Genomic DNA, 26,248 nt, shown 5'->3' with positions numbered 1-26,248 from the left:
GTCTGTGTCATCCACCTCGGTCTCTCCCGTCTCGTTCCCGACCCACAGCTTCGACGACCCCCTCATCGGCGACGGGGCCCCCGGTTTCGCCATCGGGTCGTTCGCCGACCTGGCGCCCTGGTCGTCCGCGCCCTACCCGCACCGGCACGAGTTCTACGAACTGGTGTGCGTGACCGGCGGCACGGGCACCCACGTGATCGACTTCGTGCCGTACAAGGTCACCCCGATGACGATGTACTTCGTCGCCCCAGGTCAGGTGCAGTTCTGGGAGGGCCACACCCCTCTTGAGGGATACATCGTCACCTTCGTCGAGGAGTTCCTGGTTCCCCAGTACGGGGACCGGGTCTCCCCGCGTCGGTCCCTGGCGCTCGACCCGCTGGGCACCGGGCACGCCCTGCACCTGGCCCCCGAGGAGGTCGAGCCGGTCACCACGCTGCTGGCCGCGCTGGTCAGGGAGTACCAGCGTCCCGGCGGCACCGACGTCTCGGTGCTCCAGGCGTACCTGCACATCCTGCTGGTCGAGATGCGCAGGTTCAGCCGGGGCGCGGACGTCCGTACCGTCGAGGAGGACAGCGGCACCGCGCTGGCCCGCCGCTACCTGCGGCTGGTGAGCGAGGAACTGCCGTACGAGCAGAGTGTCAGCGGCTACGCCAGCCGGATCGGGGTGACCCCCAAGCACCTGGCGGACGTGGTCAAACGCACCACGGGCAAGCGGCCCGCGGAGATCATCCGGGCCGCGCTGACCGTCGAGGCCAAGCGGCTGCTCAGGCACACCGACCTGACCGTCGCCCAGGTCTCCCAGCGGTTGCTGTTCGACAACCCGTCGTACTTCGGCCGCTTCTTCAAGCGCGAGACCGGAACGAGCCCGGGAGAGTTCCGCAGGCGCGCCGGCGCCGCGGATTACCTCCGTTCAGTGACAGGGCCGCCGACCTGACGAGCTATATGTGCCGCGACCTGCTGCCTAGCGTTAAGTCATGGAATCCTCAGTTGTGGGCATTAGGGCGCGGTTCGCCGAACGCCGCGTCGAGCAGCTACGTTCGTTGATCACCGAGGACCTGGTGACCGCGTGGATCCACGATCCTGAGGCGGTTCACCGGGAGCCGCTGAGTCTGCTGGCGAACTTCCTCGGCCAGCGGGCCGCGACCGAGCGCCTGTCCGTCTACGAACAGACCAGGCGCGAGGTCTGGCGGCTGGTCCGCCCTCCGGCGCGGCGCGGCGAGACCTACCGGCTCGCCGACCGGCGGGAGTTCACCAGCCTCAACGAGGCACGTGAGGCGGGCCTGCGGCGCGAGCTGTTCGACGTCTTCGGCTGGGGAGAGCCCTCACAGGACGCGATCGACGGGCCGGAGCTGCGGCACGAGGGACCGGTCCTGCTCGGTTACGCCGACCGGGTGAGCGCGGCCCCCGGCGACCGGATCACGTTCATGGTCAGCGCCGAACAGGTCGCCGAGTACACCACCGAACTGGTCCGGGTGCGGCACACCGACGACAACCCGGAAAGCCCCGGTGTCCGGATCGAGCAGGTGCCCGACGTCTGGCAGGGCCGCCACACCGGCCGGGAACAGCGGGTACGGCTCGGCTCGCACATCGCCGTCCGCGACCCGCACGGCGCGACCACGGGCGCGGACGGCTTCACCGTCGCCGCCTACATCTACCCGACCTGCGTGACAGGCAGGCCGCAGGTCGTGGTGTCCCGCTGGGAGGAGGGCCCGCGTGGTTACGCGCTCGGCCTGGACGAGACCGGACGGCTGACCCTCTGGCTCGGCGACGGCTCCGGCGAGAGCGCGGTCCACGCCGAGACCCCCCTCCCCCTGCACCGCTGGTACGGCGTCGCCGCCTCCTACGACCCGGAGACCGGGCGCGCCACACTGGTCGCCCGGCCGCTGGTGACCGGGGTGAACAGCCGGGTGAGCCCGATCGTGGTCGACGACCGGCCCCAGGTGACCGAGCAGGACGTCGAGGGCGGTTTCGCCCCGGCCGAGCACGGTGACCTGCTGTTCGCGGCCCGCACCCCCGAGGACGACCACTACAACGGCAAGATCGAACGGCCCGGCGTGTGGCCGTACCCGCTGGCCAGGGCCGCGCTGGTGGTCGCGGTCTCCGACGACCACGACGCCCCGCTGCGCTGGTCCTTCGAGCCGGGGGAGACCGCGGCGTCGCTGGTCGTGCCGTGCGTCGGTCGTCCCGGCCTGGACGGCAGGCTGGTGAACCTGCCGGTGCGCGGGGTGACCGGGCGTCACTTCACCGGCCGGATCGAGCACTACGCCGCCGACCCGCGCGGATACGCCGCGATCCACTTCCACGAGGACTCCCTCGCCGACGCCGGATGGGAGCCGAGCCACGAGTTCACCGTCCCCGACGACCTGCCGAGCGGCGTCTACGCCCTGCAGGTCACGGCGGCCGACGGCTCCTGCGAGCGGGGCATCCCGTTCGTGGTGCGTCCCCGCCCGGGAACCTCCACCGGCAGGCTCGCCCTGCTCCTGCCGACCGCGACCTACCTGGCCTACTCCAACGAGCGCGGCCTCGGCCACGTGCCGGTCGTCCCCGACGGCACGGTGTTCCTCGAACACCGCTACGACCTGGGGCACTCGGCCTACGCGAGGTACACCGACGGCAGCGGCGTGAGCTACATCTCGTGGAGCCGCCCGATCCTCACCCTGGCGCCGGGCTTCCGCGTCCACCTGTCGCCGTTCATGCTGGCCTCCGACCTGTATTTCCTGGACTGGCTCACCGAGCTCGGCTACTCCTTCGACGTCATCACCGACCACGACCTGCACGCCGAGGGCGTGGACCTGCTGCGCCCCTACGCCGGGGTGATCAGCGGCAGCCACCCGGAGTACGCCACCGAGCAGATGATCGACGCCATCGAGACGTACGTCGACGGCGGCGGCAACTTCGCCTACCTGGGCGGCAACGGCTACTACTGGGTGGTCTCCTTCCACCCCGAGCTGCCGCACGTGATGGAGCTGCGCCGCGGTGAGAACGGCACCAGGAGCTGGCAGGCCCAGACCGGCGAGCACCACCACGCCACCACCGGTGAGCGCGGCGGCCTGTGGATGAACCGCAGCCGCCCGCCGCAGAAGGTGTTCGGCGTCGGCTTCAGCGCCCAGGGCAGCGGCCCCTCCGGCCGCTACCGGATCGGCCCCGACGCCGTGCCGGAGGACCTGAAGCACCTGCTGGACGGCGTGCCCGAGGTGTTCGGCGACTCCGGGCTGGACGGCGGAGGCTCGGCCGGCGGCGAGATCGACCGCTACGACCTCTCGCTGGGCAGCCCGCCCGAGGCGGTCGTGCTGGCCACCTCAGAGGGACTGCTCGACGGCTACCAGTTCGCCGTGGAGGAGCTGAGCGGCACGCACCCGGGCCACGGCGGATCGGAGGATCCCGAGGTCCGCTCCGACATCGTCTACTTCCACACCCGTGGCGGCGGCTCCGTGTTCGCCACGGGCTCGATCTCCTACAGCGGTGGGCTTTCGGCCCACGGCTACGACAACGGGATCTCCAGGATCACCCGCAACGTTCTCGACCACTGGCTGGGTAAGAAGAATGATTGAGTCGCTCTCGGTCGACCGGATGGTCGCCATCCCGATGCGGGACGGCACCGTCCTGCGCGCCGACATCTACCGTCCGGTCGGGCAGCGCTGCCCCGCCCTGATCTTCCGCACGCCGTACGACCGCACGGGCCTGGGCATGTACGGCACGCTCGCCCTGCGGGCGGCCTCCAGCGGCTTCGCCGTCGTGATGCAGGACACCCGGGGCCGGGGCGCCTCGGGGGGCCGGTTCACACCGTTCGTCCACGAACGCGAGGACGGCTACGACTCGATCGACTGGGTCGCCTCCCAGTCCTGGTGCGACGGCAACGTGGGCATGTTCGGCGGCTCCTACGACGGGGTGACCCAGTGGCAGGCCGCCATGTCCGGGCACCCGGCGCTGAAGGCGATCGCCCCGAACGTCACGGCCTCCAGCTACCACCACGGCTGGGTCTACCGGGGTGGCGCGTTCCAGCTCAGCTTCAGCCTGGGCTGGACGCTCTCGCTCGCCGCGCACAACGCCGCCCGTGACCCCTCGGTCTCCGGCGAGGTGCGCGGGGCGCTGACCGACGCCCTGGACGACCTGCAGGACACGGTGCTGACGCTGCCCCTGGACAAGCACCCCTACCTCGACGGTGTCGCGCCGTACTACCGGGAGTGGCTCAAGCACCCCACCTACGACGAGTTCTGGGAGCGGCTCGACGTCTCCCGCGCCTACCCCCAGATCAACGTGGCCGCGTTCAACATGGGCGGCTGGTACGACACCTTCCTCGGCGGCACCCTGGCGAACTTCGCGGGCATGCGCGCCGAGGGCGGCGAGGCGGTACGCGACCGGCAGCGGCTGCTCGTCGGGCCGTGGCCGCACGAGGGCCTGTTCAGCGGCAACCCGGTCGGCTCGTGGAACTTCGGCGGACGCTCGACCGGAGGCGCCCTCGACGTGGACGGCCTGCAGCTTCGCTGGTTCGACCGGTGGCTGCGCGACGGCGGCGACTCGGCAGGGGAGGACCCGCCGGTTCTGCTGTACGCCATGGGGGCCGGTCAGTGGCGGGTCGCCGACTCCTGGCCGCTGCCGGGCACCGACTACCAGGACTGGTACCTGCACAGCGGCGGCCGGGCCAACACGCTGCACGGCGACGGACGCCTGTCCAGGGACAGCCCCGGTGCGGAGCAGCCGCCGGACAGCTACGTCTACAACCCGCGCAACCCGGTCCCCACGCTGGGCGGCTCGTTGTGCTGCAGCCCGGTGCACACCAAGGGTGGCGTCTACGACCAGCGTCCGATCGAGGAGCGCGAGGACGTGCTCGTCTACACCAGCGAGCCGCTCGGCGAGCCGCTGGACGTCACCGGCCCGGTCTCGGTGGTACTGCACGCCAGCACCTCCGCGCTGGACACCGACTGGACCGCCAAGCTGGTCGACGTCGGCCCCTGCGGCTACGCCCGCAACATCACCGACGGCATCCTGCGCGCCAGCCACCGTGACCCGAAGGCCGGGCTGAACCCGGTCGTCCCGGGAGAGATCGTGGAGTACCACCTCGACCTCGGCGCGACCAGCAACGTGTTCCAGCCGGGGCACCGCATCCGGGTGGAGATCTCCAGCAGCAACTTCCCGCACTTCGACCGCAACCCCAACACCGGTGAGCTGCCCGGCAGGTCCACCGAGATGATCAGCGCGTTGCAGAACATCCATCACGCGGGCCTCAACCTCTCCCGTGTCGTGCTGCCGGTCGTCAGCCCGGAGGCGACGCGTCCCTACCACACGGAGCACTGATGTCCATCAACGAATTCCGCCGGCTCGGCCGTACCGGGCTGGAGATCAGCTCGGTCGGCTTCGGCAGCTGGGTCACCGGCGGCCCGGGGCTGATGGGCTGGGGCTCCCAGTCCGACGAGGACTCGATCGCCGCCATCCACCGCGCCGTGGCGGGCGGGGTGAACTGGGTGGACACGGCGGCGGTGTACGGCTTCGGCCACTCGGAGACGGTCGTCGGCCGCGCCGTGGCCGCGCTGCCCGCCGCCGACCGGCCGCTGCTGTTCACCAAGTGCGGCCTGGTCTGGGACGAGAACGGCGTGGAGAGCCAGAACCTCACCCCGGAGTCGATCCGGCGTGAGTGCGAGGACTCGCTGCGCCGCCTGGGCGTCGACCACGTCGACCTGTACCAGATCCACGCCCCCGACCCGCAGGGCCCGCCCATCGAGGAGTCCTGGGGCACCGTGCTCGAACTGGTGAAGGAGGGCAAGGTCCGGCACGCCGGGGTGTCCAACTTCGACGTCGAGCTGCTGGAACGGTGCGAGGCGGTCGGTCCCGTCGAGACCCTCCAGCCGCCGCTCTCGCTGATCCACCGTGACTCGGCGGCCGACGTGATCCCGTGGTGCGCCGAGCACGACACCGGAGTGATCGTCTACAGCCCGATGGCGGCCGGTCTGCTGACCGGCACGTTCACCGCCGAGCGGGCCGCCGCGCTGCCGTCCGACGACTGGCGCTCGCGCAACGACGAGTACAGGGAGCCGGCCCTGTCGCGCAACCTGGCGCTCCAGGAGGCGCTGCGGCCGATCGCGGAGCGCCACGGGGTGCCGGTCGGCGCGGTGGCGGCGGCCTGGACGACGACGGTGCCGGGGGTGACGGCGGCGATCGTCGGCGCCCGTAACCCGGGACAGGTGGACGGCTGGCTGCCCGCCGGATCGCTCAGCCTCACCCGGGAGGACCTGGCCGAGCTGGTGGCGGCGCTGCGGGAGACCGGTGCGGGGAGGGGTCCCGTCCCGGAGGCCTAGATGTGAACGGAAGCGGGCCGGGCGGAGTCTCTCCGCCCGGCCCGTTCTCGTCCCCGGCCCGCTCCGGGTGACGTCCCATGAACGGGCGTGGGCCGGGTGGAGAGTCTCCACCCGGCCCACGCCGCCCCCCAACCGATCAGGTGTGGCGCGGCACGTTCTCGTCCGAGGCGTAGGACGGGTTCAGCGACAGCGCGATGAACGTGAACGGGCGGTTCACGTAGTTGAACCCGAGCGGGCAGTGCCGGGTGCCCGCGGGGATGAACACCGAGCCGGTCGTGTTGACCGTGTGCCGCTCGCCCTCGATGTCGAGGTACAGCTCCGCGCCGAGGTCGTGGATGTTGTCGGGGTCGTTGCCCATCCAGATGAGGACCTCGTCGTAGGTGTGCTCGTGGTCGTTGACCCAGTGCACCTGCTCCGTCGTCGGGTTGATCCAGCTGTAGGCCATGTGGACCGTGCTGAGGTCCACATCGATGGAGCGCATCAGTCCGAAGGGGTCGCCGATGTTGGCCGGACGCTCGCCGCCCGCGGCGGCGCCCTCGTTCACCAGGTCGTCGGCGCAGTCCCGCATGTGATGGACGAACAGGTGATCGTACTTGCCCATGCCTCTCCTCGCTCCTTCACGTCAAGCGGTCGTTTCCGCACTTGAATGGTGCTTCTTGGGGCATAGGCGGAAAAAGACACTTATGACAGCGCTCATGTCACTGAACCTGTCATCAAGGGAACGATCCGGTCGTCAGTACCGGGCTCCGCGGCCGGAAAGGGCCATGAGATGAGCGCGAATCCGCTGGTCAGCGCGTTGGGCCGGTTCGCGGGCGAACGCGGGGGCCGGTCAGGAGATCGTCACTGAGCGGCCGACGCTCGCCGTGGTCTGTCACTTTTTGCCGGTTTCTGGCGGGCCGTGCCGTCCCGGCCGTGAAGGGCCGCGCGGGCCCGGTCCGAAGGTCACGCGGGACGCGGTCACGCCGCCCCGAAGAAGGCTGCGGACATGACGGAGCACGGTGTGCCGGAGGGAGGCACACCGTACGCTCGTGCCGACGGAACACCCTGCCCCAGACCCGGGGGCGGGACACCGGTCGCGGGCTAGGAGGCCCGGCGGTTGGCCGTCGTGGTCGCGGGTTGCGGCTCCGGAGGACCCGCCGCGCGTTGCGGCGGCACCACCGGAGTCGGCCTGACCAGACCGAGGGCGACCACTTCGTTGGCCAGCCGCGTTCGGCGGTTGGTGCCCTCGGGTATCCGGAACTTCTGGTACAGCCGCAGCAGATGCTGTTTGACCGCGGCCTCGGTCACCACCAGGTCGTCGGCGATCTCCCGCGCGGTCGCGGGAGCGACGAACGCCTCGTCGGAGAGGGCTGGACGGCACAGTGATGTCAGCACGTCCACCTCCCGGCGAGTCAGCTCGGGCGCCGCTGCGCGGCGCAGTTCGACCTCTGGGGCGAAGTCCTCGCGCGGGACCCCGCCTATCCTGCCCCTCGCGGCGCCGAAGGAGACGACGTCGCCGTCGTCGAGCACCCTTCTCGCGATCGGCCTGCCGTTAACCCGTGTGCCGTTGCGGGACAGGCCCAGATCAACGACATACAGGTAGGGGCCGCGCCGGACGAATTCCGCGTGCAGCCGGGAAACACTTGGATCGTTGAGCCGGATGTCTACTCCCCGGCCACGCCCGATCGTCGTGATCTCGGGGCGCAACGGGACAACCTCGCCTGTGTCCTCGATGCGTATGAACGGCCCCTCCACGGCAGTTCCTCCCCAGGTAGCCCGCCGTAACTATTCCTACAGCTGCGGCTTACCCAAACGAGGGGAAGGGGAATCGCCTTTGCCGTGAGGAGAATCCCACGTGAAATTGGCCTTGACCTCTTGGGAAGGTTTGTCCTGCTCACAGGTAGACTTCGCTGGAAGAAAAGCGGAGGAAACAGTCATGGCGGACAAGCCCACAAAAGGTCTCGCAGATGTCGTAGCCGCGTCCACGGCGCTCAGCGACATCGACGGACAGGCCGGTCGTCTCTTCTACCGCGGTTACGACATCCACGATCTCGCGGGCCGTACGACCTTCGAGGAGACCGCGCACCTGCTCCAGCACGGCAGCCTCCCGACCAGGGAGCAACTCGCCGACTACGGCGCCGAACTCGTCAGGGGGCGCACGCTCGGCGCGCTCGCCGAGGCGAACATCCCGGAGATCGCGGACAAGCAGGCTCCCATGGAGGCGCTGCGCACGCTGGTCTCGCTGGCCTCGGGCGACGATCCGGACAAGGATTCCAACAGCCCGGAGGCCAACCTTCGCAAGGCGGCCAGGCTCACCGCCCAGCAGCCGATCCTGGTGGCCCGCTACCACGCGGCCAGGACCGGCGCCGAGATCCCCGAGCCCGACCCCGAGTTGAGCGTCGCCGCCAACTTCCTGCTCCAGATCACCGGCCGGGTCCCCGACCCGCACGCCGTCGAGATCTTCGACACCTGCCTGGTCCTGCACGCCGACCACACCATGAACGCCTCGACCTTCGCCGCCCGCGTCTGCGCCGCGACGCTCTCGGACATGCACTCGGCCATCGTGGCGGCCATCGGCACCCTGAAGGGCCCCCTGCACGGAGGCGCGAACGAGCAGGTCATGCGCACCCTTGAGGCGCTGGACCCGGCCTCGGTCGCCCAGTCCGTGCGTGACAGGCTCGCCGCCCACGAGAAGATCATGGGCTTCGGGCACCGGGTCTACAAGACGGAGGACCCGCGCGCGACGCACCTGCGCAGGATGTCGCGGGAGCTCGCCGAGGCCTCCGGCGACGACACCTACTACCGGATGTCCAAGGAGATGGAGGAGGTCGTCTTCGAGACGAAGGGCCTCTACCCGAACGTGGACTTCTACGCGGCGACCGTTTACCACTATCTCGGTATCCCGACCGACCTGTTCACTCCCGTCTTCTCGGTCAGTCGCATGTCAGGATGGACCGCACATGTCATCGAACAACACGCGGACAACCGTCTGATTCGCCCGGACAGTGAGTACGTCGGCGAGCGTGACCAGAAGTGGAAGCCGATCGACGAGCGATGAGCCGGACACGGGAAACGCAGGAGAACGGGCGCGGAGGCGAACGGTGAACGCGGGCGGTGTCCCCAGGGAACGGTGGGGACCGTACCCCGTGGTCCTGGCCGGCGCGGTTCTCGCGGTGGTCTTCGCCGTGCTGGCCGACCCCGAGTGGGGAGGTTTCGCCCTCGGCGCCGTCATGGCGCTGGGCGCGCTGCTGCGCCTGGGCGGGGGAGGGCGGCTCGCCGTACGCCGCAAGGCGACCGACGCCGTCACCTTGGCGATCTTCGGCATCGCGCTGATGGTGGGATCGCTGTTGTTGCAGTATCCGTGGCTCATGCCGCGATATGGCAGATGACAGGGGGCGTCGCAGGGCGGTCAAACCCGTCCGATAGCCTCAACGGCCAGTGAGCCTCAAGGACTGTCTGGCCAGTGTTAGTTCAGAAGGGGAACCACACGCATGCCCAAGATCAAGGTAGAGGGTCCCGTCGTCGAGCTTGACGGCGACGAGATGACCCGGATCATCTGGCAGTTCATCAAGGACCAGCTGATCCTTCCCTACCTGGACGTCGACCTGAAGTACTACGACCTCGGGATCGAGCACCGTGATGCGACCGACGACCAGGTGACGATCGACGCCGCCAACGCGATCAAGCAGTACGGCGTCGGCGTCAAGTGCGCCACGATCACTCCGGACGAGGCCCGGGTCGAGGAGTTCGGCCTCAAGAAGATGTGGAAGTCCCCGAACGGGACGATCCGTAACATCCTCGGCGGTGTCATCTTCCGCGAGCCGATCATCATGTCCAACGTGCCGAGGCTCGTGCCCGGCTGGACCAAGCCGATCGTCGTCGGCCGTCACGCCTTCGGTGACCAGTACCGCGCCACCGACCTGAAGGTCCCCGGCGAGGGCACGCTGACCCTCACCTTCACCCCGAAGGACGGCTCCGAGCCGATCGAGCTCGACGTCTACGACTTCCCCGGCGGCGGTGTCGCGCTGGCCATGTACAACCTGGACGAGTCGATCCGCGACTTCGCGCGGGCGTCCATGCGGTACGGCCTGGCCCGCAACTACCCGGTCTACCTCTCCACGAAGAACACGATCCTCAAGGCCTACGACGGCCGCTTCAAGGACATCTTCGCCGAGGTCTACGAGACCGAGTTCAAGGCCGAGTTCGAGGCCGCGGGCATCACCTACGAGCACCGTCTGATCGACGACATGGTCGCCGCGGCGCTCAAGTGGGAGGGCGGCTACGTCTGGGCCTGCAAGAACTACGACGGTGACGTCCAGTCCGACACCGTCGCCCAGGGCTTCGGCTCGCTGGGCCTGATGACCTCCGTCCTGCTGACCCCCGACGGCCGCACCGTCGAGGCCGAGGCGGCTCACGGCACCGTGACCCGTCACTACCGTCAGCACCAGAAGGGCAACCCCACCTCCACCAACCCGATCGCCTCGATCTTCGCGTGGACCCGGGGCCTGGCCCACCGCGGCAAGCTCGACAACACCCCCGCGGTGATCGACTTCGCCGAGAAGCTGGAGCAGGTCTGCGTCGAGACCGTCGAGGGCGGTCAGATGACCAAGGACCTCGCCCTCCTGGTCGGCGGCGACGCCAAGTGGCTGACCACCCAGGACTTCCTGGGGGCGCTGGACGAGAACCTCAAGAGGAAGATGGCCTGAGAGGTCGTTCCTCACGCGGAGGGGTCGCCGTCACGGCGGCCCCTCTCGTTCTTCCGTGCCACGAACGCGCAGGAAGCGGTCCCCGTGCCGGGAAACCCGAGGCCGCGCTCACGGCTCGGTCAGGTCGCCGAGCACGATCGAGTCCCCGTCCGGCAGCCCGGCGATCCGGTGCAGCCGTCCGGTGATCGCGTCGACCCTGAAGAAGCCGAGCAGGTCCCCGGTCCGCCTGTCGGTCAGCTTGACGACGACCTCGCGGACGTTCGCCCAGCCGACGACCTCGGCGGAGGTGGGGTCGCCCAGCGAGGGCATCGGCAGGTCCTTGAAGACCTTCCTGGTCCTGGCGTCGATGACGTGCAGGCGGTCGCTGTCGTCCCCGCCCGGTTTGACGGCGGCGGTGAACCTCCCGCTCGGCGAGTCACGCCAGACCCGGTAGGTCTGCCGCATCCAGTCGGCCGCCTTCTCCGCGGCCGTCGCCTGGCCCGCGGGCAGCGACGTCGTGGCGCCGGTGGCGAAGTCGGTCCGCAGCCGCCGTCCGTTCAGTTCGACGACGAAGAAGCCGCCGTCGCGCGAGACGCTCACCCCGGTCCCCGTCTCGGTGTCGGAGGGGGCCAGGACCGGCGACAGGTACTTCTTCTCGCCGCTGCTCAGGTCGTGGGCGACGTAACGGCCCTCCGCGGCGCTGAGATAGGCGATACGCCGCCCGTCCCCGCTGACCGCGGGTGACAGGCTCCAGTAGCTCCAGTCGTCGCCGTGCGCCAGATGCTGGGCCGCGTCGGGCACCTTCACGGTGGACTCGCAGTGGCCGGGACGCTCGCACTCGACCGACTCAAGCGCGGGACGGCCCTCGTCGCCCCCGGCCAGCTTCAGCGTCCAGCCCGCACAGGTGACCTTCCCCGCCCGGGAGGGTGCGGGCCTGCCGTCGGTCGAGGCGCCGTCGTCGGGACACTTGTCCGGTACGGCGTAGCGGATCGTGAACGACGTACGGGGGGTCTGCCAGGCCTGCGGGCCGGGACCCACGGCCGACCCCACCCCGGCCGAGGCGATCTGGTTGCTCTCACCGAGCGCGGAGTTCCACACCTGCCCCTGCTGCAGGGTGAAGGCGATGAGACCCACCGGGATCAGGCCCGCGACCGTGGTCAGGAGCACCCCCCGGACGCGGCGGCGGCGCAGCGCCCGCACGGACCTGACGGCGAGGTCGGGGACCGACGCCTCGGCCGCCGTGGCGGCCAGCCTGGTGGTCAGCCGCTTGGCGTCGCCCTTGGCCAGGGTGGTCACCGCCTCGGAGACCTCCGTCTCCACGGCCTCCCGGGACAGGCCCAGGGCGGTGGCCACCTCCTCGGGGGTCCTGCCGTCGTGCAGGCACGCCACGGCGATCACCCGCCGGACCGGCGGGAGCCGCAGCAGGGCCGTGGCCCTCGTCGTGACGGGCCGCCGCAGATAGCGGCGGTACATCGTGATCTGGGCGTGAACGGTGGGGTTCTCCCAGAGGGTCGGGGGCCAGCTCAGCCCGACGGAGCGCAGGGACCACAGGACGAGCCGCAAGGCCTGGTCGTGGCTACCGGTCAGGAGCAGGGCCGTACCGACCAGGAGACGCTGATCGCGCTGGATGAAGTCGCGATAACCCGTGTATCGGCGCATCAAGGATTGGCTCCGCTTTGACTGAAGGAACGGTCAACGGTAGCGATCTAAGCGCGTGCCGCGCCATCTTGGGGTGGTTTGTCGGTAATCGGGCAGGTCGGCGTGTCCAGATGACCCGCCACAGACCGTACAAGACGGAGATGGGGGCGCGGGGTCGTAAAGTTTGGCTGGTCGGGGAGTCACCGGATCGTGAGGACGATGATGCCGCAGATCGCGCCGCTGGGGGCGGGGGAACCGCACCAGCTTGGGCAGTTCCGCATTGTCGGCCGGATCGGGGAGGGCGGCCAGGGGATCGTCTACCTGGGCGAGACCCCCGAGGGGGAACGGGCGGCGATCAAGCTGCTGCACGTGAAGTTCTCCGGCGACACGATCGCCAGGTCCCGCTTCGCCAGGGAGGCGCGAGCCGCCCGCCGGGTCGCCTCCTTCTGCACGGCGGGCGTGATCGACGTCGACCTGGACGGCGACACCCCCTACATCGCCAGCGAGTACATCGAGGGCAGGTCGCTGCGGGAGGTCGTCGAGGCCGAGGGGCCGCTGCGCGGCACCGCGCTGCAGCGCCTGGCCGTCGGCACCGCGACCGCCCTGACCGCCATCCACCAGGCCGCGATCGTGCACCGCGACTTCAAGCCGGACAACGTGCTCATCGCCGCCGACGGGCCCAGGGTCGTCGACTTCGGCATCGCCCGCGTCATCGACTCGACCGGCACGATCACCAGCAGGGCCATCGGCACCCCCGCCTACATGGCCCCGGAGCAGGTCTCCGGGGGCGACGTCGGGCCGCACACGGACGTCTTCGCGTGGGGGGCGACCATCGCCTTCGCCGCGACGGGCGAGACGGCGTTCGCGGGCGGTTCGATCGCGGTGGTGCTCAACCGCATCCTCAACCACGAGGTCGACCTCGGCGACCTGCCCGAGCCGCTGCGCGGCGTGGCCGCGGCGGCGCTGTCCAAGGCGCCCGGCGAGCGCCCCTCCGCCGACCAGATCCTGCTGCGCCTGCTCGGCCACCCGGAGACCGTCAACGCCTCGCCCGCGGTGCTCAACGAGGGGGCGCAGGTCGCGGGCCCCGAGGACGCCACCAACCCCATCAGGATGCCCGTCTCCGAGTCGCCGCCGACCGTGCAGATCCCGCGCCCCCCGCAGCCCTCGCTCTCCCAGATCTCCCGCCCGCGGATCCCGTCGGCCGAGCACCCCCAGGCTGAGCGCCCCCAGCCCGAACGCCCCCAGACCGAGTGGTCCCAGACTGAGCGCCCCCAGGCCGAGCGGTCCCAGCCTGAGTGGTCCCAGGCCGAGCGGTTCCCGGTGTACGGCGAGCGGCCGGCCCAGCATCAGACAGGGCCGGCGCAGCCCGCCTACGGCCCGTCCGGGGGGTACGCCGAGCAGCCGCCGAACTGGCAGGCGACGGTCGCGAACCAGGCCTCCTCCCCGGAGCCCCGGCGGCGTTCGCGGGGACGCTGGATCGCGGCGGCGGTGGCCGTCCTGCTGGTCGCGGGAGCGGGCGCGGTCGCCTACTTCTCGGGCTGGCTGCCGGGGCTGGCCGGACGCGTCCAGCAGTCGACCCTGACCCCGGTCACGCCGAGCCCGAAGACCTTCTCCTCGGTCGTGGACAAGGCGGCGAGCACCCACCGGCTGACCATCGGCATGCGTGACTTCCTGCCCGGCGTCGCGCTGAACAACGAAGGCACCTGGCAGGGGTTCGAGGTTGATCTGGCGACCGCGATCGCCAAGAAGCTCGACGTGCCGGCGAGCGGGATCACCTTCAGGGGCACCTCCCGCGAGGAACGGCCGAAGCTGCTGGCCTCAGGGGACCTCGACCTGGTCATCTCGACCTACTCGATCAACAAGACGGACGCCGTCACCTTCGCCGGTCCGTACTACGTGGCGCACGTGGACGTGCTCGTCAAGGGAGGTTCGGCGATCTCCTCCGTGGCGGACCTCGAAGGCCGCAAGCTCTGCCAGCCGGGGGCGAGCGCCTCGGTCGGTGCCCTGCAGGACGTGGTCAAGCGCCTGGACCTGGTCGCCGCGAGCACCTACACCGAGTGCATGAACATGCTGCTGGCCGGGGACGTGGACGCGATCCCCGGCGACGACCTGGTGCTGGCGGGCTTCGCCGACCGCGAGAGCATCCGCTACAAGGTGGTCGGGCTCAAACTCACCGACGAGCGCTACGCGGTGGCCCTGCGCAAGGGCGACCAGCGCACCTGCAAGGCGGTCCAGGGCGCGATCGTGAGCCTCTACCGCGACGGCACCATCAGCAGGCTGCTCGACCGTCACTTCTCCAAGGTGGACTTCTCCACCAGGGAGGACACCCTTCCCGCGATGGCCGGGTGCGGCTGAGGTCAGCCCTGTCCGGCCGACTTCTCGATCTCGGCCGCGGTCTCCTCGGCCCAGTCGTGCAGCAGACGGGTCTGCCGGATGCCCAGATCAAGGGCGTACCGTCCGAAACCGGGCTTGCGCCAGACGGAGGCCTTGGCGCGGATGGCCTCAAGCTCGGCCATTTTGGCGGCGAGCACCTCGGCCTGCCCGCGCAGCAGCGCGACGGCCTCGTGCGGTTCGATCGTGGGCAGCAGGAAGGCGCGCAGCGCCGTCTCACTGCGGTGCATGCGTGAGGGCTGTTCGTCCAGCATCCACGCGCGCAGCTCCGCCGAGCCCTCCTTGGTGATCGCGTAGCTCTTCCTGCCGCGCGGTCCGGCCTCCTCGACCGTGACCAGTCCCTCGGCGGCCATCTTGTTCAGCTCGGGATAGATCTGGCTGTGCCGGGCCTGCCAGGCGTTGCTGATCGAACTCTCGAAGAGCTTGGTCAGGTCGTAGCCGCTTGAGGGTCCCGCGGCGGTCAACAGGCCCAGGAGCGCGATCCGGAGAGACATGCCCTCATCATAGCTACGCATTGACATGTCAGGACTGACACGTCACTATCAACATGTGTCTACCGACGTATTGAATCCTCCCGTGGAGACCCGGCCCGCGAAGAACGGGCTGTTGCTGCTCGCCGTACTCGGCGGCATGTTCCTGGCCATGCTCGACCAGACGATCGTGGGAACGGCGCTACCCCGGATCGTCCAGGAACTCGGCGGCGCAGGCCTGTACACCTGGGTCGTGACCGCCTACCTGCTGACCTCGACGATCACCGTCCCCCTGTACGGCAGGCTGTCGGACACCTACGGCCGCAAGCCCCTGCTGCTGACCGGGGTCACGCTCTTCCTGGTCGGTTCCGCGCTGTGCGGCGCGGCGCAGGACATGGGTCAGCTCATCGCCTTCCGCGCCCTGCAGGGACTGGGGGCCGGGGCGCTGCTGCCGCTGTCCCTCGCGCTGGTCGCCGACCTGTTCCCGCCCGGCAGGAGCGGCCGGGTGCAGGGCGCCCTGGGCGGGGTGATGGCGTTGAGCTACATCGCCGGGCCCTTCCTCGGCGGACTGTTCACCGACCAGGCGAGCTGGCGCTGGGCCTTCCTGGTCAACCTGCCCATCGGCGTCGCCCTCATCGCGATCATCGTCGCCAGGCTGCCGCACACCGCCGGGCAGGGACGGGGCACCCGTCCCGACTACCTCGGCATCGCCGTCTTCAGCGTGGCGATCAGCGTGCTGCTCATCGGCCTGACCGAGAAGGGGATCGACGGGCACACCTGGACCAGCGCTCCCGTGCTGTGGCCCGTCCTGGGCTCCGTCGCGCTGCTGGCGCTGTTCGTCCTCGTCGAGAGCCGGGCCCAGGCGCCGATCATCCCGCTCGAACTGTTCCGCGTCCGCACCTACGCCCTGGCCAACGTCGCCTCCTTCTTCACCGCGTTCTGCCTGTACGCCGGGGTGGTCTTCCTGCCGCGCTACTTCCAGGAGTCCGTCGGCCTGAGCGCGACCGAGTCAGGCCTGCGCATCTACCCGCTCATGCTCGGGATGGTCGTGGGCAGCGCGGGCACCGGCCTGCTCATCACCAGGAGCATGCGTTACCGGCCGTGGCTGATCTGCGGGGCGTTCCTCATCGCGGCCGGGGCCCTGCTGTGCTCCGGGATCACCGCCGGGACCTCGGGTGTCCTGCTCGCCGGATGGATGGCGCTGCTCGGCCTCGGCATGGGGCCGATGTTGTCCGGCCTGACCGTCGCGGTGCAGTTCGCGGTTCCGCCCAGGTTCATCGGCACCGCGAGCGCCAACCTGACCTTCTTCCGGCAGATCGGCGGCTCGGTCGCCCTGGCCCTGGCCGGAACGCTCTACGCCTCCGTCGTCAGGCAGGAGGCGCCCCTGCGCGGACTGAGCGCGGCGCACGCGGCGGCGACCGCGAACGTCGTCCCCTGGCTCGCCGTCAGCGGGGCCGTCGTGGCGCTGATCGCCCTGATCGCGCTGCCCTCCGGCCGGATCAAGGTACTCGCCGCGAGGTCGGCGACCGTCGACGGGTAACATCCGAACGTCGCAATTCATCCTACGAGTGGGGGAAGGTCATGGCCCAGACTCCCGTAAAGGTCACCGTCACCGGCGCCGCCGGTCAGATCGGCTACGCGCTGCTGTTCCGCATCGCGTCGGGCCAGTTGCTGGGCGCCGACGTCCCGGTCAAGCTGAGCCTGCTGGAGATCCCGCAGGCGGTCAAGGCCGCCGAGGGCACCGCGATGGAGCTCGACGACTGCGCCTTCCCGCTGCTGAGCGGCATCGAGGTCACCGACGACGCCAACAAGGCCTTCGACGGCGCCAGCGTCGCCCTGCTGGTCGGCGCCCGCCCCCGTACGGCGGGCATGGAGCGCGGCGACCTGCTGCAGGCCAACGGCGGCATCTTCGGCCCGCAGGGCAAGGCCATCAACGACAACGCGGCCGACGACATCCGTGTCCTGGTCGTGGGCAACCCGGCCAACACCAACGCCCTCATCGCCCAGCAGCACGCCCCCGACGTCCCGGCCGAGCGCTTCACCGCGATGACCCGCCTCGACCACAACCGCGCGCTGTCCCAGCTCGCCGCCAAGCTCCAGGTCCCGGTCACCGAGATCAAGAAGATGACCATCTGGGGCAACCACTCCGCCACGCAGTACCCCGACCTCTACCACGCCGAGGTCGGTGGCAAGATCGCCGCCGAGCAGGTGGACGAGGCCTGGCTGCGCGACACCTTCATCCCGACCGTCGCCAAGCGCGGCGCCGCGATCATCGAGGCCCGGGGCGCCTCCTCGGCGGCCTCCGCCGCCAACGCCGCGATCGACCACGTCTACGACTGGGTCAACGGCTCCGAGTGGACCTCCGCCGCCATCCCCTCCGACGGCTCCTACGGCGTGCCCGAGGGCCTCATCTCCTCCTTCCCCGTCATCTCCCGTGACGGCAGGTGGGAGATCGTCCAGGGTCTGGAGATCGACGCCTTCTCCCGCGAGCGCATCGACGCCTCGGTGCGCGAGCTTGAGGAGGAGCGCGCCGCCGTACGCGAGCTCGGTCTCATCTGATCCGAGCGGTCGCGTTCCGCACGCGAGAGGGGGTCCCGGTCCGCCGGGGCCCCCTCTCGCGTCTCCCCGGGTGAACCGGTTCAGGTCTCCAGAGCGTCGGCGGGCGGCGTGTCAGCATGCCCCGGGAGGGTGTCTCGCGTTGAATGACCACTGACGTTCGGGGGATCGGTGTTCACAGCGTATGGTGCGGGGCGTTTTGTCGCCGCAGTTGTAGGTTTTGCCCTTTTCGCGGCTTTCGTAATGCCGGGGGCGGCTCAGGCGGAGAACAGGGGAGAAAGACCCGGTGGAGCGGACCTTTCGGTACGGATCCACGCCCTACCGGGAGTGGCGCAACCAGGGCAACCACTGTCCTACCGGGTGGAGGTGCACAACGCGGGCCCGGAGGACGCGGTGCTTCCCCTCCTCGTCGTACGGCTACCGCACGGCGTGGACGTCCTCAGCGTCAACGTCGCCGAATGCGTGCCGGGCAGGACGACCAACGAGGTGATCTGCCCCTCCCAGCAGGACGTCCTGGCCGGGACCGACGGCGGGGTGACCATCAGCGGCATCGTCAGGACCGGCGCGCACGGCCCGCTGACCGCCACCGCCGCCCTCACCTCCGAGGTGATCGACGCCGACGAGACGAACAACTCGGCCCGGCTCACCACCCAGGTCGACGAGGGCGCCGACCTGGCCGTACGGCTGGCGCGCAAGACCCGGCAGGGCCGCCTGGTGACGATGGACGCCGTGGTCCACAACCGGGGTCCCAGAACCGTCAGGGACGCCTCCGTCTTCCTGCGCACCGTCAAGGCGCGCTTCCTGTCGGCCGAGGGGGCGCGCTGCCACGCGTACGCGGGCTACGTCGGCTGCGCGCTGGGCGCGGTCGGCTCGGGCAGCCGGATCAACCTCAGACTCGCCTTCCGCGCCAGAAGAACGGCCCCCAAGGCCAGGGCGACGGTCTACTCCTCCCACGTGGGAGACCGCCGCCCGGCGAACAACATGGCGCGCATCAGGTTGTGACTCTTTGCTCCGCCTGGCGGCGTCGCGGGCTGTGTCTCTTTGCTCCGCCTGGCGGCGTCGCGGGGCTTGGGCGCTTCGGGTCGGTGTCTTCCCTCGTCACTCCGTCGCTGCGCTCCTGCGTTCCTCAGTCCAGACACCGACGCGCCCAAGCCGGGCCTCTTTGCGACGCCTGGCGGCGTCGCGGGCTTGGGCGCCCTGAGTCGGTGCTTTCCCTCGTCGTTCGTCCGCTTCGCTCCCTCACTCCTCAGTCCAAGCACCGACGCGCCCAAGCCGACACCCCTCACACACGGCACCGGTAAGGCCAAGATCAAACCCCTCGCACCCGGTGCGGGGGAGGAGCTGTGGTCAGGGGGTCTGTAGGGCGGTCCAGGCGTCGGTGACTATTTCCTTGAGGGTCGGGTGCTCGGGCTTCCAGCCGAGGTCGCGTTGGATCTTCTCGGAGGAGGCGACGAGTACGGCCGGGTCACCTGGCCTGCGGTCGAGTTCGACGGCGGGGATCGGGTGGCCGGTGACCTCGCGGCAGACCGACAGCACCTCGCGGACGGAGAAGCCGGTGCCGCTGCCCAGGTTGTAGATCCTGTGCTCGCCGGGGGAGCAGGCGTTCAGCGCCAGCAGGTGCGCCCTGGCCAGGTCGGCGACGTGGACGTAGTCGCGCACGCATGTCCCGTCGGGCGTGGGGTAGTCCGTGCCGAACAGGCTGACCGTCTCGCGCCCGCCGAGCGCGACGGCGAGGACGTTAGGGATCAGGTGGGTCTCCACGGTGTGCCGTTCGCGGTAGGTTCGCCCGTCCGGCGCGGTGTAGGCGCCGCCCACGTTGAAGTAGCGCAGGCTCACCGCGGCCAGGCCGTACAGGCCGGCGAAGGCGGTCAGGGCCGTGTCGACCGCGAGCTTGGAGGCGCCGTAGGGGTTGGTCGGCCGGGTCGGGTCGGTCTCCAGGATGGGGGAGCGCTCCGGCTCGCCGTACGTCGCGGCGGTGGAGGAGAAGACGATCCGGCCGACTCCGGCGGCCCGCATGGCGTCGAGCAGGGCGAGGGTGCCGCCGAGGTTGTGCCCCCAGTACAGGCCGGGCTTGTCGACGGACTCGCCGACCAGGGACCTGGCCGCGAAGTGCAGGACACCGTCCACGCCGGTCAGCACGCCGGAGGCGTCGGTGATCGACCCCTGGACGAACCGCGCGCCGGAGGGGACCGCGTCGGCGTGACCGGTGGAGAGGTCGTCGAGCACGACGACCTCGTGGCCCGCCTCGACGAGCTGCGCCGCCACGACGCTCCCGATATATCCGGCACCACCGGTGACCAGCAGCTTCACAAGACCTCCTGTTTGATGATGTGGGTATGTGTTTATTTTTGTGAGGACGGTGCCAGCATATGCTTGCACCTCAAATATCGGCCACAGTCGGAACGGGCGGCGGCCATGACGGAGACAATCTCGTGAACAACGTCCTGGCGAACGCGGCCCTGGTCCTGGTCTTCATCCTGGTCGGGGGTTTCTTCGCGGCGGCGGAGATGGCGATGGTCTCCCTCAGGGAGAGCCAGGTTCGCAGGCTGGAGACCCGGGGGCGCAGGGGCGCCAGGGCCGCCAGACTCGCCCACGACCCGAACCGCTTCCTGTCCGCGGTCCAGATCGGCGTGACCGTGGCGACCATGCTCTCGGCGGCCTTCGGCGCCGACACCCTCGCCAGGGAGTTCCAGCCGGTCGTGGCCGGCTGGGGGGTGCCCACGGCGGTCGCGGCCCCGCTGGCCCTGGTGCTGGTGACGCTGGCGATCTCCTACTTCTCGCTGGTGCTCGGCGAACTGGTGCCCAAGCGGATCGCCAGACAGCGGGCCGAGGGCATCTCGCTGCTGGTCGCGCCCTTCCTCGACCGGGTCGCCGCGCTGTCGCGCCCGGTCATCTGGGCGCTGTCCACCTCGACCGACGTCGTGGTCAGGACGCTGGGCGGCGACCCGGAGGCCGACCGCGAGGAGATCACGACCGAGGAACTGCGCGACATGGTCGTCGGCCACCACGAGCTGACCCAGGACGAGCGCGACCTGATCGCGGAGGTCTTCGCCGCGGCCAAGCGCCAGCTCCGCGAGGTGATGCTGCCGCGCACCGAGGTCGAGTTCATGGCGGTCGACACCCCGCTGGCCGAGGCCGCGGTGCTGGCCGCGGCGATGCCGCACTCCCGCTTCCCCGTCTACCGCGACTCCTACGACGACGTCGTGGGGTTCGTGCACATCAGGGACCTGCTCGACCCGGTGCTGACCGGGTCCATCGAGCCGATCAGCGAACTGGTGCCGATCCGCCCGGTCAAGCTCGTCCCCACCAGCAAACGTGTCCTGACCACGCTGTCGGAGATGCGCGGGGAGGGGCACCACCTGGCGATCGTGATCGACGAGTACGGTGGGACGGCGGGCATCGTCACGCTTGAGGACCTGGTCGAGGAACTGGTCGGCGACATCCGTGACGAGCACGACGTCCAGCACAAGCGGGTGGCGCTGCCCGCGGGGGAGGTCGAGCTGGACGGCCTGGCCAACCTCGACATGGTCGAGGCGGAGACCGGCATCAGGCTCCCCGACGGGCCGTACGAGACACTCGCCGGGTTCGTCATGGCCGCCCTGGGACACCTGCCCTCGACGGGAGAGCGAGTCGAGATCCCCGGGTTCGAGCTGTCGGTCACCGGAATGGACGGCCGCAGAGCGTCAAGAATCCGGATAAAGCGTCGAGCGCCCGCGTCCGGCGCACCGAACACTCCCGACAGCTGACACAATTACCAGCTATGGCCAGTCCCCGTGTCCTCTCCGGAATCCAGCCCACCGCAGACTCCTTCCACCTGGGCAACTACCTCGGCGCGGTGCGTCAGTACGTCGCCATGCAGGAGGGGTTCGACGCCTTCTACTGCGTCGTCGACCTGCACGCGATCACGGTGGACTACCAGCCCGAGGACCTGCGCAGGCGCAGCAGGATCGCCGCCGCCCAGCTGTTCGCTGCGGGTCTCGACCCCGAGCGCTCGACGGTCTTCGTGCAGAGCCACGTCCGTGAGCACACCGAGCTGGCCTGGGTGCTGATCTGCCTCACCGGCATGGGTGAGGCGGCCAGGATGACCCAGTTCAAGGACAAGTCCGCCCGCTACGGCGAGGGCTCGGCCAGCGTCGGCCTGTTCACCTACCCCATCCTGCAGGCGGCCGACATCCTGCTCTACCAGGCCGACCAGGTCCCGGTCGGAGCCGACCAGAAGCAGCACCTCGAACTCACCCGCGACCTGGCCCAGCGCTTCAACCACCGCTTCGGCGAGACCTTCACGCTGCCCAAGCCGCACATCGTCAAGGACGTCGAGAAGATCACCGACCTGCAGGACCCGACGGCGAAGATGTCCAAGTCGTCCTCCTCGCCCGGCGGCATCCTCGACCTGCTCGAACAGCCGGGGCCGCTGCGCAAGAAGGTCATGCGCGCCGTCACCGACACCGGTTCCGAGGTCCTGGCCGACGACGAGAACAAGCCCGGCGTCACCAACCTGCTGCGCATCCAGTCGGCCCTGACCGGCACGCCGATCCCCGAGCTTGAGGCCCGCTACGCCGGGCAGGGCTACGGCACGTTCAAGAAGGACGTCGCCGAGGCCGTGGTCGACACCTTCACCCCGATCAGGGAGCGCACCGAGAAGCTGCTCGCCGACGAGGCCGAGCTCGACCGGATGCTCGCCGTCGGCGCCGCACGGGCCCGCGCGGTCGCCGCGGAGACCATGGCCAAGGTCCGCGACCGGGTGGGGTTCCTGCCCACCGTCTGACGCCTCCCGCCCCGGGCCGTACGTTCCACGTAGTCATACGTACGGCCCGGCGGTATTTGGGTAGGTGACGCGCGTGACAAGCGTGCGAGAGCGGATCGTCGCGATCCGTGAGCGGGGCAGGGCGACGATCGCCTCGGAGCGGATCAGGCGTCCCTGGTTCGACCATCTGATCAGAACCGTGCAGCGTTACCAGCTCCAGTCGGGTGACCGGCTGGCCGGAGCGGTGACCTACTTCGCCTTCCTGTCGTTCTTCCCGATCATCGCGCTGGCCTTCGCGGTCTTCGGCTACTTCCTCTCCGTACGGCCGGACGCCATCGCGACGTTGCAGCAGGCCATCGACCAGTACCTCCCCGGGCTGGCCGACCAGCTGCCGATCAAGCAGATCGCCGACTCCCGCGGCAGCGCCGGGGTCATCGGCCTGTTCGGTCTGCTCTACGCGGGGCTCGGCGCGATCGACGCGCTGCGCGGCGCGCTCCGCGAGATGTCGATGACCGCCGAACCCCCGCTCAACTTCCTCCTGGCCAAGCTCAGGGACCTGGCCGCCTTCGTCCTGGTCGGCGTCACGATGATCGCCTCCGTGCTGGTCGGCGGAGTCGCCACCCAGGCGGGCGGGTTCGTCGCGGAGAAGCTGGGCCTGTCCGCCTCGATCGCGGGGAGCTGGTCACTGTGGCTGCTCGGCGTGGCGGTCGGCCTGCTCGCCGACACCGTTCTCTTCGTGATCGTCCTGCGCTGGATGGGCCGGTCGCGGCAGCCGTTCGGGGTGGTCGTGCGGGGCGCGCTGCTGGGCGCGGTCGGCTTCGGCATCCTGAAGCAGCTGGCCGCGCTGATCCTGTCGCGGACCCTCAACAACCCCATCTACGGGGTGTTCGCGGTGATGGTCGGCCTGCTGATCTGGATCAACCTCTCCGCCAGGGTGATCCTCTACGCGGCCGCCTGGACGGAGACCGCGAGGCTCGGCCCGCCGCCGGACCCGACCCCCATCCCCGACGCGGGCGCGCTGGGCGGGGAGCCGGCCTGAGGGCTCAGCCCGCCTCCGCCTCCGCGTCCGGGGACCGGCAGACCGTCCGCTCCGAGGTGAGCGGGCACGGTATGGTCCCCGAACGGGTCACGACCACGACCTTGACGCCCGGCGGGACGGCGAGGGTGTAGTCGGCCCGGCAGGGCGGGGAGGGCGCCCACGGCGGGCCGTAGCCGGGGCAGTCGAGGTCGACCCGCAGCGTCTTGCCCTTCTCCCACACCTCCCGCATCGTGCGGGAGACCTGGGTCGAGGTGAGCTTCTGCCGCACCGTGAGCCTGCCCGCCGTACCGGGGGTGACGCTGACGCCAACCGGGCCGGTGGCGTCCACGATGACCCAGGGGGCGGCCAGCGAGTAGACCTTCGTGCTCTCGCCGTCCGAGGTCCCCCGGCTTTCGATGAGGGAGGAGCCGAAGGATCCGGGGTAGACGAAGTCGTAGGCGCGGGGCAGCTCGATCTGGCCCCAGGTCGTGACGGCGAGCCCGAGTACGAGGGCGACGCTGAGCGCCCCGCCGACGACGATCCAGGCGGCCCTGACACCGGTTCGCATGCCTGTCCTTCCTCAGATCTTCAGAAATCGCAGTACGGCGAGCACCCGTCGGTGGTCCTTGTCCGCACCGGAGAGGTCGAGCTTGGTGAAGATGTTGTTGATGTGCTTGCCGACGGCGCTCTCGGAGACGACGAGGGCCTCGGCGATCCCGGCGTTCGAACGCCCCTCGGCGATCAGCGCGAGTACCTCGTACTCCCTGCGGGTCAGCCGGTCCAGCGGGTCGCTGCGCCCGCGCAGCAGGAGCTGGGCGACCACCTCGGGGTCGAGCGCGGTGCCGCCCTCGGCGACCCGGCGCAGCGCGTCCACGAACTCGGCGACGTCGGCGACCCGGTCCTTCAGCAGGTAACCGACGCCGCTGGTCGCGGTGGACAGCAACTGGGTGGCGTAACGCTCCTCGACGTACTGCGACAGCACGAGGATCGGCAGCCCGGGATGCTGCCTGCGCAGCACCAGCGCCGCGCGCAGTCCCTCGTCGGTGTGCGAGGGCGGCATGCGCACGTCGGTGACGACGAGGTCGGGGGTGTGCTCGTCCACCGCGCGCAGCAGCGCGGCGGCGTCGGCGACCGCCGCGACGACCTCGATGCCGACACCGGCGAGCAGGCGGACGAGCCCCTCCCTGAGCAGCACCGAATCCTCGGCCAGGATCACTCGCATGGCAACTCCACCGTGATGGTCGTGGGCCCGCCGTCCGGGCTGTGGATGCTCAGTCTCCCGTCCACGGAGCCGACCCGCTGGGCCAGGCCGCGCAGACCGGTGCCACCGTCCTGGCGGGCACCGCCCCGGCCGTCGTCGTGGACGCTCACGTGCAACAGCCGGTCGCGGCGCAGCACCCTGACCTCCGCCCTGGAGGCCCGCGCGTGCTTGGCGATGTTGGTGAGCGCCTCGGAGACCACGAAGAAGGCCACCGCCTCGATGGTCGGGGAGACCCGTTCCTCCACCTCGACCTGCAGCTTGACCGGGACCGGGGCGCGGGCGGCGACCCCGGAGAGCGCCGCGTCGAGCCCCTGGTCGTTGAGCACCGCGGGATGCAGGCCGCGCACCAGGTCGCGCAGCTCCTTGAGCGCCTGCTTGGCCTCCTCGTGCGCCTGGACGATCACCTCGTGGGCGGGGGCGGGCAGGTCGGTGAGGGTGGTGCGGGCTATGCCCAGGTTCATCGCCAGCGACACCAGTCGCTGCTGCGCGCCGTCGTGCAGGTCCCTCTCCAGACGGCGGCGTTCGGCGTCCGCCGCGTCGACCACCTCGGCACGGCTCTCCCGCAGGCTCTCCACCCGCTGGGCCAGCAGGTCGCTCCTGCTCGGGCCGAGCAGCGCCTCGGCGGCGATCAGGTCGAGGGCCGTGATCCCGCGCGCCACCCACGGCACGGTGACGAAGAGCGCCAGCGCGATCACGATGGGCGGCATCATGTACCACTCACCGCCCGCCCGCCAGATCTGGACGGTCGTGGGGAGCGCGACCAGGCAGGCGGCCCAGCCGCAGACGACCCCGAGGAAGCCGACCAGGCCGATCAGCGGCGCCAGCAGGTGGTAGCCGAGTTGCCGCCACGTGCCGCCGTCCCTGGCCGCGCGCACCAGCAGCTTCAACGGGTTGCGGGTGCCGAAGCGGCGGTGCGTCCTGGGGATGTCCACGCCGAGGAACGCCTGGAAACGGGCCCGTTGCAGGTGGGTGAGCAGCGGTACGGCCCAGACGAGCAGCAGCAACGCCGCGATCGGGACCACCACGGTCCACACCAGCACGATCGAGGCCACGACCAGGCCGATGACCACGCCGGAGGACAGCAGGGCGATCGGCAGTCCCGTCACCACGTGGATGGTGCGCAGCCAGGTGAGTGCCGACCAGTGGGCGCGGGCCCAGGCCCGAACCCGGTCCCAGGGGGTGAGCACCTCGTTCATGGCATCAAAGGTATGGA

At 70.2% G+C, this 26,248-nt stretch carries 22 protein-coding genes; 14 read left to right on the top strand and 8 right to left on the bottom strand.

The genetic code is table 11. The annotated features are described in order from the left end of the window. Positions 1 to 4 precede the first annotated feature (4 nt). The 4 genes from ABZ463_RS04355 to ABZ463_RS04340 are packed head-to-tail and all read left to right on the top strand — an operon-like array spanning position 5 to position 6,293. Positions 5 to 934, top strand: a complete 930-nt coding sequence (locus ABZ463_RS04355) for a helix-turn-helix transcriptional regulator (protein WP_352010073.1) — start codon at positions 5 to 7, stop codon at positions 932 to 934. 40 nt (positions 935 to 974) lie between these two features. Further along, on the top strand, positions 975 to 3,551 hold the full coding sequence (locus ABZ463_RS04350) for a N,N-dimethylformamidase beta subunit family domain-containing protein (RefSeq protein WP_362772842.1): 2,577 nt from the start codon (positions 975 to 977) through the stop codon (positions 3,549 to 3,551). After that, positions 3,544 to 5,295, top strand: coding sequence for a CocE/NonD family hydrolase (locus ABZ463_RS04345; protein WP_362772839.1), 1,752 nt, complete (start codon positions 3,544 to 3,546; stop codon positions 5,293 to 5,295). Before ABZ463_RS04350 ends, ABZ463_RS04345 begins: the two co-directional genes overlap by 8 nt. Beyond that, positions 5,295 to 6,293, top strand: coding sequence for an aldo/keto reductase (locus tag ABZ463_RS04340; protein ID WP_352010070.1), 999 nt, complete (start codon positions 5,295 to 5,297; stop codon positions 6,291 to 6,293). Before ABZ463_RS04345 ends, ABZ463_RS04340 begins: the two co-directional genes overlap by 1 nt. Positions 6,294 to 6,429: 136 nt before the next feature. On the opposite strand, the gene ABZ463_RS04335 is transcribed toward ABZ463_RS04340, so the two are convergent. Both ABZ463_RS04335 and ABZ463_RS04330 read right to left on the bottom strand, forming a co-directional pair. Next, the gene (locus tag ABZ463_RS04335; protein ID WP_352010069.1) at positions 6,430 to 6,894 is read right to left on the bottom strand and encodes a hypothetical protein; all 465 of its coding nucleotides are present in this window, start codon (positions 6,892 to 6,894) and stop codon (positions 6,430 to 6,432) included. 479 nt (positions 6,895 to 7,373) lie between these two features. Then, positions 7,374 to 8,027, bottom strand: coding sequence for an FHA domain-containing protein (locus ABZ463_RS04330; RefSeq protein WP_352010068.1), 654 nt, complete (start codon positions 8,025 to 8,027; stop codon positions 7,374 to 7,376). Between the two features lie 181 nt (positions 8,028 to 8,208). Between ABZ463_RS04330 and ABZ463_RS04325 the strand changes: the two genes are divergently transcribed. From ABZ463_RS04325 to ABZ463_RS04315, 3 genes are all read left to right on the top strand, one after another. Then, on the top strand, positions 8,209 to 9,330 hold the full coding sequence (locus tag ABZ463_RS04325) for a citrate/2-methylcitrate synthase (protein ID WP_352010067.1): 1,122 nt from the start codon (positions 8,209 to 8,211) through the stop codon (positions 9,328 to 9,330). Positions 9,331 to 9,373: 43 nt separating this feature from the next. Continuing rightward, positions 9,374 to 9,661, top strand: coding sequence for a DUF3017 domain-containing protein (locus ABZ463_RS04320; protein ID WP_352010066.1), 288 nt, complete (start codon positions 9,374 to 9,376; stop codon positions 9,659 to 9,661). A gap of 102 nt (positions 9,662 to 9,763) precedes the next feature. After that, positions 9,764 to 10,978, top strand: coding sequence for an NADP-dependent isocitrate dehydrogenase (locus tag ABZ463_RS04315; RefSeq protein ID WP_352010065.1), 1,215 nt, complete (start codon positions 9,764 to 9,766; stop codon positions 10,976 to 10,978). 108 nt (positions 10,979 to 11,086) lie between these two features. Here ABZ463_RS04315 and ABZ463_RS04310 read toward each other — a convergent pair whose 3' ends face one another. Further along, positions 11,087 to 12,616, bottom strand: coding sequence for a hypothetical protein (locus ABZ463_RS04310; RefSeq protein ID WP_352010064.1), 1,530 nt, complete (start codon positions 12,614 to 12,616; stop codon positions 11,087 to 11,089). Positions 12,617 to 12,814: 198 nt separating this feature from the next. Between ABZ463_RS04310 and ABZ463_RS04305 the strand changes: the two genes are divergently transcribed. Next, positions 12,815 to 14,950, top strand: coding sequence for a transporter substrate-binding domain-containing protein (locus ABZ463_RS04305; RefSeq protein WP_362772831.1), 2,136 nt, complete (start codon positions 12,815 to 12,817; stop codon positions 14,948 to 14,950). A gap of 2 nt (positions 14,951 to 14,952) precedes the next feature. Here ABZ463_RS04305 and ABZ463_RS04300 read toward each other — a convergent pair whose 3' ends face one another. Beyond that, complete coding sequence (locus tag ABZ463_RS04300; protein ID WP_352010062.1) at positions 14,953 to 15,480, bottom strand: PadR family transcriptional regulator; 528 nt, start codon at positions 15,478 to 15,480, stop codon at positions 14,953 to 14,955. A gap of 55 nt (positions 15,481 to 15,535) precedes the next feature. Between ABZ463_RS04300 and ABZ463_RS04295 the strand changes: the two genes are divergently transcribed. The 3 genes from ABZ463_RS04295 to ABZ463_RS04285 all read left to right on the top strand — a co-directional run bounded on the left by ABZ463_RS04295 (position 15,536) and on the right by ABZ463_RS04285 (position 19,014). Beyond that, positions 15,536 to 16,996, top strand: a complete 1,461-nt coding sequence (locus tag ABZ463_RS04295; RefSeq protein ID WP_352010061.1) for an MDR family MFS transporter — start codon at positions 15,536 to 15,538, stop codon at positions 16,994 to 16,996. A gap of 41 nt (positions 16,997 to 17,037) precedes the next feature. Further along, entirely contained in the window at positions 17,038 to 18,015 is a 978-nt protein-coding gene (locus ABZ463_RS04290) for a malate dehydrogenase (RefSeq protein WP_352010060.1), read from the top strand. A 240-nt stretch (positions 18,016 to 18,255) separates the two neighbouring features. Then, on the top strand, positions 18,256 to 19,014 hold the full coding sequence (locus ABZ463_RS04285; RefSeq protein ID WP_362772826.1) for a hypothetical protein: 759 nt from the start codon (positions 18,256 to 18,258) through the stop codon (positions 19,012 to 19,014). A 345-nt stretch (positions 19,015 to 19,359) separates the two neighbouring features. Here the strand turns inward: ABZ463_RS04285 and galE are convergent, their stop codons facing one another. Then, entirely contained in the window at positions 19,360 to 20,322 is a 963-nt protein-coding gene (galE, locus tag ABZ463_RS04280; RefSeq protein ID WP_352010058.1) for a UDP-glucose 4-epimerase GalE, read from the bottom strand. A gap of 122 nt (positions 20,323 to 20,444) precedes the next feature. Between galE and ABZ463_RS04275 the strand changes: the two genes are divergently transcribed. The 3 genes from ABZ463_RS04275 to ABZ463_RS04265 all read left to right on the top strand — a co-directional run bounded on the left by ABZ463_RS04275 (position 20,445) and on the right by ABZ463_RS04265 (position 23,795). Continuing rightward, positions 20,445 to 21,758, top strand: a complete 1,314-nt coding sequence (locus tag ABZ463_RS04275; protein WP_352010057.1) for a hemolysin family protein — start codon at positions 20,445 to 20,447, stop codon at positions 21,756 to 21,758. A gap of 14 nt (positions 21,759 to 21,772) precedes the next feature. Further along, entirely contained in the window at positions 21,773 to 22,777 is a 1,005-nt protein-coding gene (gene trpS, locus ABZ463_RS04270; protein WP_352010056.1) for a tryptophan--tRNA ligase, read from the top strand. 73 nt (positions 22,778 to 22,850) lie between these two features. After that, positions 22,851 to 23,795, top strand: a complete 945-nt coding sequence (locus ABZ463_RS04265; RefSeq protein ID WP_352010055.1) for a YihY/virulence factor BrkB family protein — start codon at positions 22,851 to 22,853, stop codon at positions 23,793 to 23,795. Positions 23,796 to 23,799: 4 nt separating this feature from the next. Here the strand turns inward: ABZ463_RS04265 and ABZ463_RS04260 are convergent, their stop codons facing one another. From ABZ463_RS04260 to ABZ463_RS04250, 3 genes are read right to left on the bottom strand one after another with little or no spacing between them, the layout of a single operon-like run. Beyond that, entirely contained in the window at positions 23,800 to 24,342 is a 543-nt protein-coding gene (locus ABZ463_RS04260) for a hypothetical protein (RefSeq protein ID WP_352010054.1), read from the bottom strand. A 12-nt stretch (positions 24,343 to 24,354) separates the two neighbouring features. Then, positions 24,355 to 24,996: a response regulator transcription factor gene (locus ABZ463_RS04255; protein ID WP_352010053.1), complete on the bottom strand. Its 642-nt coding sequence runs from the start codon at positions 24,994 to 24,996 to the stop codon at positions 24,355 to 24,357. Continuing rightward, positions 24,987 to 26,231: a sensor histidine kinase gene (locus ABZ463_RS04250; protein ID WP_362772819.1), complete on the bottom strand. Its 1,245-nt coding sequence runs from the start codon at positions 26,229 to 26,231 to the stop codon at positions 24,987 to 24,989. Before ABZ463_RS04250 ends, ABZ463_RS04255 begins: the two co-directional genes overlap by 10 nt. Between the last annotated feature and the right edge of the window lie 17 nt (positions 26,232 to 26,248).

Origin of the sequence: Streptosporangium sp. NPDC020145 (assembly GCF_040631275.1) — a bacterium.
In the GTDB taxonomy this organism is placed as follows: Bacteria; Actinomycetota; Actinomycetes; order Streptosporangiales; family Streptosporangiaceae; genus Streptosporangium.
This window is presented reverse-complemented; position numbering and strand designations above follow the sequence as displayed.